The 13560-nt window shown below is 47.4% G+C and carries 11 protein-coding genes; 9 read left to right on the top strand and 2 right to left on the bottom strand.

The genetic code is table 11. The features are described 5' to 3' along the window. Position 1: 1 nt before the first annotated feature. Together QUA88_RS07255 and QUA88_RS07260 are read left to right on the top strand one after the other, a co-directional pair. Positions 2-601, top strand: a complete 600-nt coding sequence (locus QUA88_RS07255; protein ID WP_333054776.1) for a Uma2 family endonuclease — start codon at positions 2-4, stop codon at positions 599-601. Positions 602-718: 117 nt separating this feature from the next. Beyond that, on the top strand, positions 719-1318 hold the full coding sequence (locus QUA88_RS07260) for a Uma2 family endonuclease (protein ID WP_333208252.1): 600 nt from the start codon (positions 719-721) through the stop codon (positions 1316-1318). A 601-nt stretch (positions 1319-1919) separates the two neighbouring features. On the opposite strand, the gene QUA88_RS07265 is transcribed toward QUA88_RS07260, so the two are convergent. Continuing rightward, positions 1920-2738, bottom strand: coding sequence for a class I SAM-dependent methyltransferase (locus QUA88_RS07265; protein ID WP_333054778.1), 819 nt, complete (start codon positions 2736-2738; stop codon positions 1920-1922). A gap of 363 nt (positions 2739-3101) precedes the next feature. Here QUA88_RS07265 and QUA88_RS07270 point away from each other — a divergent pair, with 363 nt between their 5' ends. The 7 genes from QUA88_RS07270 (at position 3102) to QUA88_RS07300 (ending at position 13199) form a co-directional block, all read left to right on the top strand. Beyond that, the gene (locus QUA88_RS07270) at positions 3102-3773 is read left to right on the top strand and encodes a response regulator transcription factor (RefSeq protein ID WP_333054779.1); all 672 of its coding nucleotides are present in this window, start codon (positions 3102-3104) and stop codon (positions 3771-3773) included. Between the two features lie 95 nt (positions 3774-3868). Beyond that, a complete protein-coding gene (locus QUA88_RS07275; RefSeq protein WP_333271023.1) occupies positions 3869-5800 on the top strand; it encodes a CHASE2 domain-containing protein in 1932 nt (643 codons plus the stop codon). Between the two features lie 489 nt (positions 5801-6289). Then, positions 6290-7159, top strand: coding sequence for a DUF928 domain-containing protein (locus tag QUA88_RS07280; RefSeq protein ID WP_333054781.1), 870 nt, complete (start codon positions 6290-6292; stop codon positions 7157-7159). 35 nt (positions 7160-7194) lie between these two features. Continuing rightward, on the top strand, positions 7195-10014 hold the full coding sequence (locus QUA88_RS07285; RefSeq protein WP_333208254.1) for a tetratricopeptide repeat protein: 2820 nt from the start codon (positions 7195-7197) through the stop codon (positions 10012-10014). 398 nt (positions 10015-10412) lie between these two features. After that, positions 10413-10580, top strand: a complete 168-nt coding sequence (locus tag QUA88_RS07290; RefSeq protein WP_333271026.1) for a hypothetical protein — start codon at positions 10413-10415, stop codon at positions 10578-10580. Positions 10581-10653: 73 nt separating this feature from the next. Further along, positions 10654-11184, top strand: coding sequence for a hypothetical protein (locus QUA88_RS07295; RefSeq protein ID WP_333271029.1), 531 nt, complete (start codon positions 10654-10656; stop codon positions 11182-11184). A gap of 293 nt (positions 11185-11477) precedes the next feature. After that, complete coding sequence (locus QUA88_RS07300) at positions 11478-13199, top strand: S8 family serine peptidase (protein WP_333271032.1); 1722 nt, start codon at positions 11478-11480, stop codon at positions 13197-13199. 169 nt (positions 13200-13368) lie between these two features. Here QUA88_RS07300 and QUA88_RS07305 read toward each other — a convergent pair whose 3' ends face one another. After that, on the bottom strand, positions 13369-13506 hold the full coding sequence (locus tag QUA88_RS07305) for a hypothetical protein (RefSeq protein WP_333054785.1): 138 nt from the start codon (positions 13504-13506) through the stop codon (positions 13369-13371). Positions 13507-13560 lie beyond the last annotated feature (54 nt).

Below are 13560 nucleotides of genomic sequence, written 5' to 3' on the forward strand. Positions count from 1 at the left end.
TATGACAGCAAAAATTTTAGAAGAAATAGGTACGCTTGCAGAACAGCGATTGATTCTCCCTGGTTACTATAGTTGGGAGCAATTTGAGGAGCTCGAATCTTTGATGGCCGACTCTCCGGGTTTGCGGATAACTTATCTTGATGGGTGGATCGAGTTTATGACAGTGGGCGAAGCACATGAAAGCTTTAAAAAAGCGATCGCTATATTACTGGAAGCATACTTTTTTGAACTCGGAATTGAATTCTTTCCTGTAGGGAGTGCAACTCGCAGAGACCGGGCAAGAGATGTATCATTTGAACCAGACGAGTCTTATTATATAGGTTCAAGAAAAGAGCATCCCGATTTAGCCGTGGAAGTAACGATTACTAGCGGTAGCACAAATAAACTCGCTAAATATCTGCGACTTCGCATTGCTGAAGTTTGGTTTTGGGAAAATAATCGGCTTGCTGTCTATCGGCTGCGCGAGGATGATTACGAGCAAGTTTCAAGAAGTGAGTTTTTGCCGGAGTTGGATTTAGCATTGTTGGTACGCTGCGTTTTAATGCCTTCAATAATTGAGGCAAGGACAGAGTTTATTAATGGAATTCGGCAAGTGGGTTGAATGCTGAGGAGTTGGTAAAAAGTGCGATCGACCTGATTGGTTAAGTTATAATGCGAGAATCTCCCAGTTTTTAGCCGGGAGAATTTCTACTTTTTCCTAACTTCCAACTATACAATCATGACAGCAAAAGTTTTAGAAGAAATAGTTACGCTTGCGGAACAGCGATTGGTTCTCCCTGGTTATTATACTTGGGAGCAATTTGAGGCGCTCGAATCTTTAATGGCAGATTCTTCTGGTTTGCGGATAACTTATCTTGATGGGTGGATCGAGTTTATGACACTGGGTGAAGCACATGAGACAATCAGTTGTCTTCTTAATTTTTTGCTACAACTCTACTTTTGTGAAAGGGGAATTGAATATATTCCTGTAGGAAGCGCAACTCGCAGAGACCGGGCAAGAGATGTATCCTTTGAACCAGACGAGTCTTATTATATAGGTTCAAGAAAAGAGCATCCCGATTTAGCCGTGGAAGTAACGATTACTAGCGGTAGCACAAATAAACTCGCTAAGTATCTGCGACTTCGCATTCCGGAAGTCTGGTTTTGGGAAAATAATCAGTTGGCTGTGTATGGGTTGCGGGATGATAATTATGAGCAAGTTTCAAGAAGTGAGTTGCTGCCGGAATTGGATTTAGAATTGCTGGTACGCTGCGTTTTAATGCCTTCAAGGATTGAGGCTAGGACAGAGTTTCTTAATGGAATTCGGCAAGTGGGTTGAATGCTGAGGAGTTGGTAAAAAGTGCGATCGTCTACGAGAGCTTCCCTAACGACTTGATTGGTTAAGCTAAAATGTGACAGTCAACCATTGGCTCTCACAAAAAACCTTTGCGCGATCGGCTCCAAGGATTTGTTAGACTGGTATGTGTAAAGTTACTAAGCTCAGAAATATGAAAATTTATAACTTTGATATTAAATCTTTTAGAATCGGAATTATTCCTATCTCTCTTCTCTTAATCTGCGTGAATCTGCGTCAATCCATTGTCATCTGCGGTTAAAAATTTATCTTTTTTTCACCGCAGATGAGGGCAGATAAACACAGATTAAACTTTTGCGCGTTTAAATTGCATATTCGGGACGGGTTCGCGTGCCCATCCCACAATAATTTGAGTGATTTTTGACACACAATTTAAATGGAGAACAGCTTAACGCAGATGAATTAGATAAATTATAGTGGCACCGTCTGTGATTGTTGACTATTGACTCGATTTTACGCCCGACGCTGAAGCGCGGATTTGATTTGTTAGCTGGGAATGTAGCGAGAGTGCTAGAGATTGTGCTGCGACGGGACATTAATATTGTGTGAAATATGTGTCTTAATTTTATTGAGTTTTTTCCCCGCAAGCCATCAACCAAAAACTCATCATAGATCGATCGCCCGCAGCTACAAACTCATCCCGCGAAACCAGATAGCTTTCTATTTCCGACTCTGAAATCAACCCTTGTTTGACCATTTGCAAAATGGGCCCGGAGTCAAGTAAAGGTTGGAACGCTTCAATTCCTATTATATCGCTGTGGCTGACAACGGCTTCTAAATCAACGCTAACAAACCCAGCTTCTTGGAGAATGCGGCACAGATTTCGCCCGACGCATAAATTGCCGCCCCGCGATGCGATTACCTGCTTGAATTTCTCCCTGACAATCTCGACTGACAACGGTGGATTTGTCAGCCAAAACAGATCCGCGTCGCTATCAATAATCACCAGTTTTCCCCCAGGCTTCAAGATGCGGAATATTTCTTTAGCTGCTGCGACGGGCTCTGGGAGGTGAACGAACAGCAAACGGGCGATCGCAAAATCGAAAGTGTTAGCCGCCAAACCAGTATCCGCAACCGATGCTTGGATGCGATTTACTCGATCGCCCCCTTTATCCTGCAAATATGCTACTGCTTTTTCGTGCAGTACCGGGTCAATTTCTACCGCTGTTACCGAACTGTTTGGCAGCAATTCTAACAGTTTTTCGGTGAAAAATCCAGGCCCGCTACCGGCTTCTAAAACATTCATCCCGTCGGCTAAACCGAACCACTTTAAATTGCGCGCTTCCTTTTCCCAACTGAGGAGAACTTGAGCTTTTAACCGTTGAATTTCTGCGTCAATTTCCAGATTGTACGTGTTTGCTTGATACGAACCTTCTGCTGGCATGAAATTATCCTTATTCTTACTAGGATACCAGGATTATAATAGAAATATAATCAAATCTCCGATCGAGCTATCTGTGCGTAAGATCGTTTCCGGTGGCATGGGAATGATTTAACCACAGAGGACGCTCCAGAACGCAGAGTTCGAGAAGAGAGAGATCAATAATTCCGATGAAGTGCGGATTTTGCAACACAATCATCAGAACTGCGCTTTAGCGCAATTCTCGTTGCCGACATCCACAACTACATTTGGCGGACAGATGCAGGACGGAAACCCGGTAATTCCTCTATTGTAAGAAGATGACGGATTACCTAAACTCAAGATGCTGATTTTCCCGCATCCCTTACTATTTTTATTTTATGCACTATGCCCAAAACTCTAGCTCAATCTGAAAAACGAACCTTTTTAGTTGTGGATGACCATGCGATGGTGTTAGGTGGCACGCTTAACATTCTGAAGCAAGAATATCCAGAGGCAGAGATTCTGACGGCTTCGACGGCTCAGGCTGCCCTTGAGCAAATAGCGCAGAGAACCCCGGATTTGGTGATTGTGGATCTGGTGATGCCAGAGACGATCGGCGAAACGGCGCAAGCGAATTCAGGGCTTCAACTTCTCAAAACGTTGATGGATAAGTATCCGAGTCTGAATATTGTGGTGCAGAGTGCCCATGTTCGGACTTTAGTTTGGCTGAAACCGTCGATCGACAATCACATGGGCGGCTTCACAGTTGTCGATAAGAGCCACCCGATCAAAGACTTGCTAGCAATGGTTGATTGGGCGCTGCACGAGCGGATTTCTACACCCAGAGAGATCCGCAATGGGCTCCAACTCAAACCCGCCTGGATGCAGGTGTTGCAATTTGCTTTTCACGAGAGCTTGCAGGATACTGCGATCGCCAAACGGATGAATGTTTCTGAACGCACTGTGCAGTGTTACTGGAGTAAGATTCGAGATGTGCTAGATGTGCATACCGAAAATGACAAAAATCTGCGGATTCAAACGGAAGTGCGAGCTAGGGAACAAGGATTGATTGATTAGGCCTCGACCGAATACCAAGTCCAGAACAGGCAAGATGCCTGTTCCACAAGAATTATTGGAGATGTCTATTATTGAAGCCCGATCGAGAACAAGCAGTGAAAGCAGATATCTCGACTTGGCGGCGCGGCTCGCTTCCAGGGTTGATGGTGATTGTCGCTGTGATGATGGCTAGATTGAGCGGTGCGCTTCAGTTTTGGGAGTTGGTTGCGTTCGATCGATTTCTGCGGCTGCGTCCCCCTGAGCCAATGGATGAACGGATTGTAATTGTCGGCATCACTGAGGAGGATATTCAACGCGCTAGAACTTATCCGATTCCCGATCGCGATATTGCAGATTTACTCAAACGCTTGCAGGCCTATCAACCGATCGCGATCGGGCTGGATATTGTCCGCGATATTCCGGTTGAACCGGGTAATGCTGAACTGACATCGGTGTTTCGCAGCAGCAAGAATACGATCGGAGTGGAGATTGCACTGCCCGATCGCAGTGGCTTTACCGTCGCACCTCCGCCCGCGCTACCACCCGAACAGGTTGGCTTTGCAGATTTCGTACTCGATGCGGATGGCTACCAGCGTCGCAGTTTATTGGGCACTAACAACGATCGACAGGAATACCGTTTTTCCTTCGCAATCCGGCTGGCACAACTCTATTTAGCAACCCGAGGAATTAAGTTAGGTAATGGAATTCGCGATCGGGAGGCGAAGCGCTTTGGCAGCATTGAATTGACCAGAGTGCAGTCAAACTCTGGCGGATATGTGGGGGCGGATGCAGGCGGGAACCAAATTTTGCTGAATGTTCGCAGCGGGACAATGCCGTTTCGCCTGCTTTCTCTCTCGCAAATCAAATCGGGACAGGTCAACCCGGATTGGATTCGAGGCAAAATTGTGCTGATTGGGATGATGTCTTTTAGCGCGAAGGATTTGGCAAGTTCAGGTGCGATCGCAGGTATCAATCCCGGACGGATTTACGGAGTCGAAATGCAGGCCCACGAAACCAGCCAGATGATTAGCGCGGTGCTCGATCGGCGACCGTTGCTTCAGGTTTGGGGGGAGGGCTGGGAAACGCTCTGGATTGCGGTCTGGGGACTCTTGGGGATGAGTTTGGGACAATTTCTGCGATCGCCCTGGAAAATTGTGATCGGGCTCTTAATCGCTAGTATTACCCCGATCGCGCTCTGTTACTGGCTCATTCTTTTGGGATGGTGGGTGCCAATCGTACCTGTATTGCTCGTACTCGTGTTGAATGGGGCTGGCTTGACGGCAGCGTTATTTTATCGCCACGAACAGGAACTCCGACTGCGGTTGGAGGAACGTCAATTTGCGATCGAGCAGACCTTTAATGCAATTCATAGCGGCCCGTTACAAACATTGGTTGGGATTTTGAGGACTGCTCAAGAACAAGCCACACCGCCGTTATTTCTACCGGAGTTGCAACGATTGAATCAAGAATTGCGGGCAGTTTACGGATCGGTGCAACGAGATGCGATCGCAGATGAACCGCATTTGCGAATGGGAAGTGCGATCGAATTAGCCCTGCAGGCTCCATTGCATGAATTGCTCTACAAAGTCTATTGCAACACGCTAGAACAAGAACTGCCTTACCTCAAAACGCTCAAATTCAAAATTGTGCAGTTCGATCCCTTGAACACCTCGCATCTGCGGTTGGAACACAAGCGAGCACTCTGCCGCTTTCTGGAAGAAGCGCTCTGCAATGTCGGCAAACACGCGATCGAAGCCACTCGCTTGACCGTAATTTGCACTCAAGAAGGCGATCGGCAGGTGATTCGGGTGGCGGATAATGGTAGGGGGAAACCGTCTCAGTCAGAAACGCTTAGCTTGGCCCAAATCGATCGAGACAGGGAGATAACCGAAGATCCAAACCCTAAACTTCAACCTTCAGGATTAGGAACCCAGCTTGCAAAGAACTTAGCCAAACAGTTAGGCGGAGCATTTCGGCGCTACCCGAATCAACCGAAGGGGACAGTGTGCGAGTTAACCTGGTCAGCAAAACGGCGGTGGTTCTGGTAATTGGTTGGGTTCACCCTTGTCAAATCCGAGCTAATTGAGATGAGATATTGCAGCATTCTCAATTAGCCGTAGGGGCGGGTTCACCAACAATATCTAACAAGTACCCACAATCTAAATAAACCCGCCCCCACCCAACAGTAAATCGCAATCTACCTCTTTTAAGATACAAGGAACGGGTTCGCCAACAGTCAAAAACGTAGCAAATAGGGAATGAGAATTAAATAACTTCCACTCTTGAAAGTGGGATGGGCTCTTATAGCCCGTCATGAGTGGACGGGCTATAAGAGCCCATCCCACAATAACAATTAAAATTGTAAGTTATTTAATTCGCGATCCTAGGTTAAATAAACCCGCCCGACTCCGAATAACCCCCAAATCGATCGTGCTGCAAGATGTCATATCTAACTGACATCTTGTACCAATGTCAGCAAGGGGATTTTTCATGGGGCAGGGCGGGTTTATTTAACCGGTCTGCAAGCTTTAAGGCCCTTGGCGAACCCGCCCCTACGGCTTGCTGACACCAATATCTTTGCACCTTCCCGCAAAGGACGCTTGCGGGTAGTCCTCTATTGTGTTTGTGTATTGTTGATTACTGTAGAAATAGTTACAGAGGGGATTGCGATGATGACTCACGAGTTGAAGCGTCGAACCGTTTACTCTGCGGGCCTTGCGAGTTTAATGCTGAGTGTTTCGTTCTGGATCGCTCCTGTAGCGCTGGCACAATACACTCCTCCTGAAAACCCTTCTAAACCGAAAGAAACGGGGACGAATACCACTCGCGGGGGCAGTTGCGAAGCTAATTCATCGGCGAGATTGACTGCCTTAGTGCCGTTTAGCCATGTGGGACAGACGATTTCTGGGCATCCGACTTTTACCTGGTTTGTACCCGATCGCACTTCTCGTCCGTTGCAATTGAGGCTGTTTGCTCGATCGGGACAACTGCTTTACAGAACCGAGATCCAGAGTCAGCCGGGAATAATGTCCGTTGCTTTGCCTTCAAATGGGCCCCAACTGTCGATCGGGCAATCCTATCAGTGGCAAGTGGTGTTGGTGTGCGATCCGAATGTTCCTTCGAGGAATGTCGTGGCGGCGGCAGAAATCCAAGTCGTTGCGCCTGCTGCATCGTTGCAGACTCAACTTGCAGCGGCGCAAACTCCCCAACAGCGGATCGACCTGTATGCGGAGTCTGGGCTGTGGTATGACGCGATCGCGGAAGCGCGGAAAGCCTCTGAGACTTCTCAAAACCAAGCGGCTGTGCTGGAATTGCTAGATTCTCTTGCTAGTTCGGAAGCCGAACCTTTGAAAGATTGGAGCGATCGATTGCGACAAATTAGGGCGATCGAACAACAGCGACAATGACGGCGCTAACCCTCGCAATCCACAGACTAAATCCTATGAAATCTTTCTCGCTAAAACTGCTTAAATCCAGCGATCTTAAAGTGCGATCGGGCTTTCTGTTTCCCCTAGCTTTTTGCGTTTTGTCTGTTGCTTTTTATATTCCTATGCACTCACCACTTCCGGCTAGTGCTCAAACTACGGATGCTCGTGATGCAGATGCCGATCGGCTTGTGGAGCAAGGAATTCAACAGCTTGAGACTAGCCAATTCCCAGCAGCGTTGAATTCGTTCCAGCAGGCACTGCAAATTTATCGCGCCATCAAAAACCGCTACGGGGAAAGTGCAGCACTGGGCAATTTGGGAGTCGCTTACCGCTTTCTGGGCAACAATGCCAAAGCCATCGAGTATATGGAGCAGAATTTAGCGATCTCCCGCGAACTTAAAGACCGTCTTGGGGAAGCGAATGCACTGGGCAATTTGGGACTCGCTTACCACTCTCTGAACAACTCGGCCAAAGCCATTGAGTATTCACAGCAGTGGTTAGCCATCGCCCGCGACCTTAAAGACCGCCAAAGGGAGGGTAATGCACTGCGTATTTTGGGAACCTCTTACCACTATCTGGGCGACTATGCCAAAGCCATTGAGTATTTGCAGCAGTGGTTAGCCATCGCCCGTGAAATTAAACACCGCTACGGGGAAGGTAGGGCACTGGGCAATTTGGGAGCAGCTTACCTCTCTCTGGGCAACTATGCCAAAGCCATTGAGTATTCACAGCAGACTTTAGCTATCGCCCGCTCCATTAAAGACCGCTACGGGGAAGGTTCAGCACTGGGCAATTTGGGAGTTGCTTACCGCTTTCTGGGCAACTATGCTAAAGCAATTGAGTATTCACAGCAGTGGTTAGCCATCGCCCGCGACCTTAAAGACCGCCTTGGAGAAGGTGCTGCACTGAGGAATTTGGGAATCGCTTACAGCTCTCTGGGCAACTATCCCCAAGCCATTGAGTATACACAGCAACATTTAGCTATCGCCCGCTCCATTAAAGACCGCCAAGGGGAAGGTGCTGCACTGGGCAATTTGGGAGCCGCTTACCTCTCTCTGGGCAACTATGTCACAGCCATCGAGTATATGGAGCAGAGTTTAGCCATCGCCCGCTCCATTAAAGACCGCCGAGGGGAAGGTGCAGCAATGGGCAATTTGGGAATCGCTTACCGCTCTCTGGGCAACTATGCCCAAGCCCTCAAGTATGCACAGCAGTGCTTAGCCATCGCCCGCGAAACTAAAGACCGCCTTGGAGAGGGTAGGGCACTGGGCAATTTAGGATTTGCTTACCGCTCTCTAGGCAACTATCCCCAAGCCATTGAGTATACACGGCAGCGCTTAGCCATCGCCCGCGACCTTAAAGACCGCCTTGGAGAAGGTACGGCGCTCGACAACCTTGGAGCGACGTTCTTAAAAGCTGGCAACCCAACAGAAGCTGAAAAAATGCTCGTCAATGCCATTCAAGTTTGGGAATCGATGCGTCAAATGCTAGGCTCCAACGATGCGAATAAAGTCTCCATCTTTGAAGGACAAGCTAGCACTTATAGGATGTTAGAAAAAGTTCGGGTGGCTCAGAATAACCCGATCGCCGCTTTAGAAATTGCCGAACGGGGACGTGCCCGTGCCTTTGTCGATCTACTGACACAACGCTTATCAACTGGTGATGCCAATTCGGTCATCGCCACTGCTCCCAACCAGGATCAAATCCGCCAAATCGCGAAAGCACAGAACGCCACTTTGGTGCAGTATTCCATCATCTACGACACCTTCCAGATTGAGGGCAAACAACTAGGGCGTGAATCCGCGATTTACATTTGGGTGATTCAACCGACGGGCGAAATCACGTTCCGCGAAGTTGACCTCCAACCCCTGTGGCAAAAACACAACGCCTCTCTAGCCAGCTTAATTATTGGCAATCAAGAATTTCTCGCTGTCCGCAGTCGCAGCAGTTTTGGTTCTGCCCAACCCCAACCCAACTTACCGACGCTGCATCAACTGCTAATCGAGCCCATTGCCAGCCTCCTCCCAAAAGATCCCAATGCCCACGTCATCTTCATTCCCCAAGGTTCCCTGTTCCAGGTGCCTTTTCCCGCCCTGCAAGATGCCAACGGTACTTACTTAATCGAAAAACACACCATTCTCACCGCCCCCTCGATTCAAGTATTGGATTTAACCCGACAACAACGACAGAAGTTAGGCAATCAGCCAGCCAACGGTCGCGGAAATGCTCTGGTGCTCGGTAATCCCACGATGCCACAGGTATCTTTGTCTCCCGGAGAGCCCAAACAGCAATTGTCTCCTCTACCTGGAGCCGAAGCTGAAGCGATCGCGATCGCGCCTCTGCTCAATACTCAAGCCATCACAGGCGCACAAGGGACAAAAGCTGCGATCGTCCAAAAAATGCCCCAAGCATCGATTATTCACTTAGCAACGCATGGATTGCTCGATGATGTAAATGGATTGGGAAGTGCGATCGCTATGGCTCCTTCTGGTAGCGATGACGGCTTATTGACCGCAGAAGAGATTTTCGACATGAAACTGCAAGCAAGCTTAGTCGTTTTGAGTGCTTGCAACACTGGATTCGGCAGAATTACCGGGGATGGAGTAATTGGTTTGTCGCGCGCTTTGATTTCGGCAGGAGTGCCGAGTGTGATTGTTTCTTTATGGGCGGTTCCTGATGCGCCGACATCGGAATTGATGCAGTCGTTTTATCAAAATTTGCAAAATAATCCCGACAAAGCACAGGCCTTGCGGCAAGCAATGTTAGCCACAATGAAAACTCATCCCCAGCCGCGAAATTGGGCGGCATTTACTTTAATTGGGGAGGCAGAGTAAGTTTTTATTAATAGTGGATTGGATATCGATATTTTTATCGCGATCGGGGACTGCTGTTTAACTATTAAATCCCGATCCCCCCTAGCCCCCCTTAAGAAGGGGGGGACAAGAAGTTGTCAAAGTTCCCCGACCTAAGAAGGGGGAACAAGAACATTCAAAGTCAACCCCTACTCCCCAACAACCAGGGGTATTTAGGGGGGTCTAGACTTCGCCTAAAAGCGACATTTATATCTCTAGGACTTACGCATGGGGCCCAGAAACCGGGTTTTTTCGAGAAGACGCGTTGTGACCCGCAGATTCGGTAAAAAACCCGGTTTCTTTGGTCTGAGTGCGTAAATCCTGTCTGAAAGATGACTGATGAGTTATATTCTTCAGTCCTCTTTGAGAGGACTTGCACTATGAGACAGGGAATTCATTCCCTGGCGGACTGTGGAATGAATCTTTATTCGCGATCGCGCTTCAATCTCAAAACCGATGGCAGTGAACCATCTACTCTGCATATTCACATACTTTGCACTTTCCCGCAATCTATTTTGCACCTCATACTTAATCAAGTCTGTGGGTAGAACGAATGATTTTCCCATCTGGGTTGCTTAAAATTTAAGTCAACTGTCAACTGTCAACTTACTGCGTAACTTTATGAATGCAGAATCAGCTACAAACATTCTAGATAACCTGGTACAGAAAAAGAGAGGCGAACCATTGAACGGCTTACAGCGAGCAATTATTCAAGGAGTGTTAGATGGTTTGACATACCAAGAAATCAAGAATAATTATGCGATCGCGCGGAACTATGAAATATGCTACTTAGCGCGATACGTTGCTTATCATTTGTGGAAATTGCTGACAGAGGTATTGAAAGATGCAGGAATTATCGACCCGGACGAAAGAGTCCGCAACAAAAATTTGTGGGAGTCCGCGATTAGAGTGGCACAGCAAAGCGTGCAGTCGGAATCTGTACAAAAAAGTCAACCCCCCGTACCGCCAGATCCGATGCTGGACAGCAAACTGCGAATGTGTTACCGAATTACCGAACATTTGGTAAGTACCGAGTTTAGCGATACTTATCTTGCGGAATATGAAGATATGCCCGATCGCATACCGGAACTGTTAGCTCGCTTTCAGGAAGATCAATATTTCTATTTGATAGTTGAATTCATTTATATCTGAAATAGGACTAATGAGTTATCTTCTTCAGTCCTCTTTGAGAGGACTTGCACTATGAGACAGGGAATTAATTCCCGCTAAGGACTGTGGAATGAATCTTTATTCGCGATCGCGTCTCAATCTCAAAACTGATGGAAGTGAACCATCTACTCTACATATTCACATACTTTGCACTTTCCCGCAATCTATTTTGCACTCATACTTAATCAAGTCTGTGGGTAGAACGAATGATTTTCCCATCTGGGCGGCTTAAGATTTAACTCAAGAATGAATCAAAATATCGGGGTTTTAAAATTATGTTAGACATCACCACAACCAATCCTAACGATCGCCTTTATTTCAATCAACAGCCAAAGGATCTCGCCCCATCAACATTTCCGGCTAACAGCGACTTGCTCAACTCAGCGATCGATCCATTGAATATTCCTGGTTATAGTGCTGAATCTAGCTTGACTAATCCCACAGCATCCAGCTTCGACCAACAGACACAGATAGCAGATTTTATTGTAGCTAATGCAGGCGAAGGCTTCAGTTTCCCTGCGAGCGATCGAGTTACTGGCGATGTCGCCGATGATCAACTCAAACCGCAGTCAGAATCGGCGATCGCAAACGCAGATCCGCTAACAGGAATGATTTCTGCTTCCCAGTTGAATTTCGCCGATCCAGGTAACACTCTTTTGACAGCTCGTAATGTTGTTGGCGTTCAGAATGGTAGCATCAGTTTAACTGATTTTGTGGGCCTAGGCGATCGGGACGATTTCTACCGATTCGAGCTCAACACTAGGAGCAATTTTAGCCTGCGTCTAGACGGTTTGAGAGCGGATGCTGATGTACGGTTAATTCAAGATAGAAACGGCAACGGTAGAGTTGATTTAGGGGAAATTATTGACTACTCTCTTGAGAGTGGCACTGTCCCCGATGTCATTAATGTATCCAATCTGGAGGCAGGGACATACTATGTCCAAGTTTATAGCTTCTTAAGCAACTCTACTAATTACAACCTGAATCTTTCTGCCACCTCTATTCCTGAACTAAATATTCCCACACCTAGCGGCCCTTTTAATAGTAATTACGGCTACGGTTTGGTGAATGCAAATGCAGCAGTTTCCAGCACCTTGAACAGTTCAAATCCTTTCCCTGCTCTCCCCAATTTGGGCGGGAATAATTGGGCGCTAGATGTCATAAATGCACCGGAAGTTTGGAATCAGAACATTACAGGAAATGGGATTGTTGTAGCTGTTGTGGATAGTGGTGTTGACTACACCCATCCTGACTTGGATGACAATATTTGGCGGAACCCTGGTGAAATTGCTGGAAACGGCATTGATGACGATGGCAACGGATATATTGATGATATTCGGGGTTGGGATTTTGTGGGAAGCGACAACAACCCAATGGATATGAGTTTCAACGGTCACGGGACTCACATAGCAGGTGCGATCGCGGCGGAACGAAATGATTTTGGCATCACAGGAGTTGCGCCCAATGCTAAGATTATGCCTGTCAGAGTGTTGCCCGCCTTTGGTAGGGGCTCGGTGAATAATATTGCTGCTGGAATCCGCTATGCTGCTGATAATGGAGCCAATGTAATTAACCTCAGCTTGGGAAATGAGTTTGTCCCTTCCAACGTAGTAAATAACGCAATTCAGTATGCAAATAACAAAGGCTCTGTTGTGGTGATAGCAGCCGGAAATACGGGTGACATCCAACCAGCTTATCCAGCTCGTAATGCCGATAGCTTGGGAATTGCAGTGGGCAGCATTGATGTAAGAGGCCGCATGGCTGATAGCTCTAACCGGGCGGGTTCCAGACCTTTAGATTACTTAGTTGCTCCGGGAGTAGAGATAGTTTCTACTACTCCTGATGAGGATTATGAACTCAGAACTGGTACGTCTTTTGCAACGCCACAGGTAGCGGGTGTAGCGGCTTTAGTTTTGAGTGCCAATCCGACTTTAACTCCGGCTCAAGTTGAGCACATTTTGACGACAACAGCTAATAGAAATGGGTTAACAGGATAGCATTGCAAATCCTCACTTAAGTCCAGCGGACATTAATAGAGCATATTTAGCAGACGGCTCTGGATATGAACGCTCCAAACACGCCAGGTTTTGAGGTTGGATTTGACTATGCCAGTGGATAATGGTTTGATTCAAACCGATCGCCCGATCGCTAAAATTGTCGTCTAATTCAGATTTGAGTCCTCATCCCGGCGGCGAGATTGGGGAGGCAGAGTAAACTTCTAGGAAGGTCGATCGCCTGTGGCAGATTGAGGCGATCGCACGACGACAGCAGAAAGAGCGATCGGGCTAATTCTCTAAATTCCAACTCTAGAATCCTATGCTGTATTCCCCATTTAAGCGACTCAAATCAACCCACTCT

It is taken from the genome of Microcoleus sp. D3_18_C2, from assembly GCF_036702395.1.
Classification (GTDB): Bacteria; Cyanobacteriota; Cyanobacteriia; order Cyanobacteriales; family Microcoleaceae; genus Microcoleus.

Bases quoted from the DNA above. Each gene is read 5' to 3' on its own strand.
- QUA88_RS07295 (WP_333271029.1), top strand. From the start codon at position 10,654: ATGAATGCAGAATCAGCTACAAACATTCTAGATAACCTGGTACAGAAA.
- QUA88_RS07290 (WP_333271026.1), top strand. From the start codon at position 10,413: ATGAGACAGGGAATTCATTCCCTGGCGGACTGTGGAATGAATCTTTAT.
- QUA88_RS07300 (WP_333271032.1), top strand. From the start codon at position 11,478: ATGTTAGACATCACCACAACCAATCCTAACGATCGCCTTTATTTCAAT.
- QUA88_RS07270 (WP_333054779.1), top strand. From the start codon at position 3,102: ATGCCCAAAACTCTAGCTCAATCTGAAAAACGAACCTTTTTAGTTGTG.
- QUA88_RS07260 (WP_333208252.1), top strand. From the start codon at position 719: ATGACAGCAAAAGTTTTAGAAGAAATAGTTACGCTTGCGGAACAGCGA.
- QUA88_RS07255 (WP_333054776.1), top strand. From the start codon at position 2: ATGACAGCAAAAATTTTAGAAGAAATAGGTACGCTTGCAGAACAGCGA.
- QUA88_RS07265 (WP_333054778.1), bottom strand. From the start codon at position 2,738: ATGCCAGCAGAAGGTTCGTATCAAGCAAACACGTACAATCTGGAAATT.
- QUA88_RS07285 (WP_333208254.1), top strand. From the start codon at position 7,195: ATGAAATCTTTCTCGCTAAAACTGCTTAAATCCAGCGATCTTAAAGTG.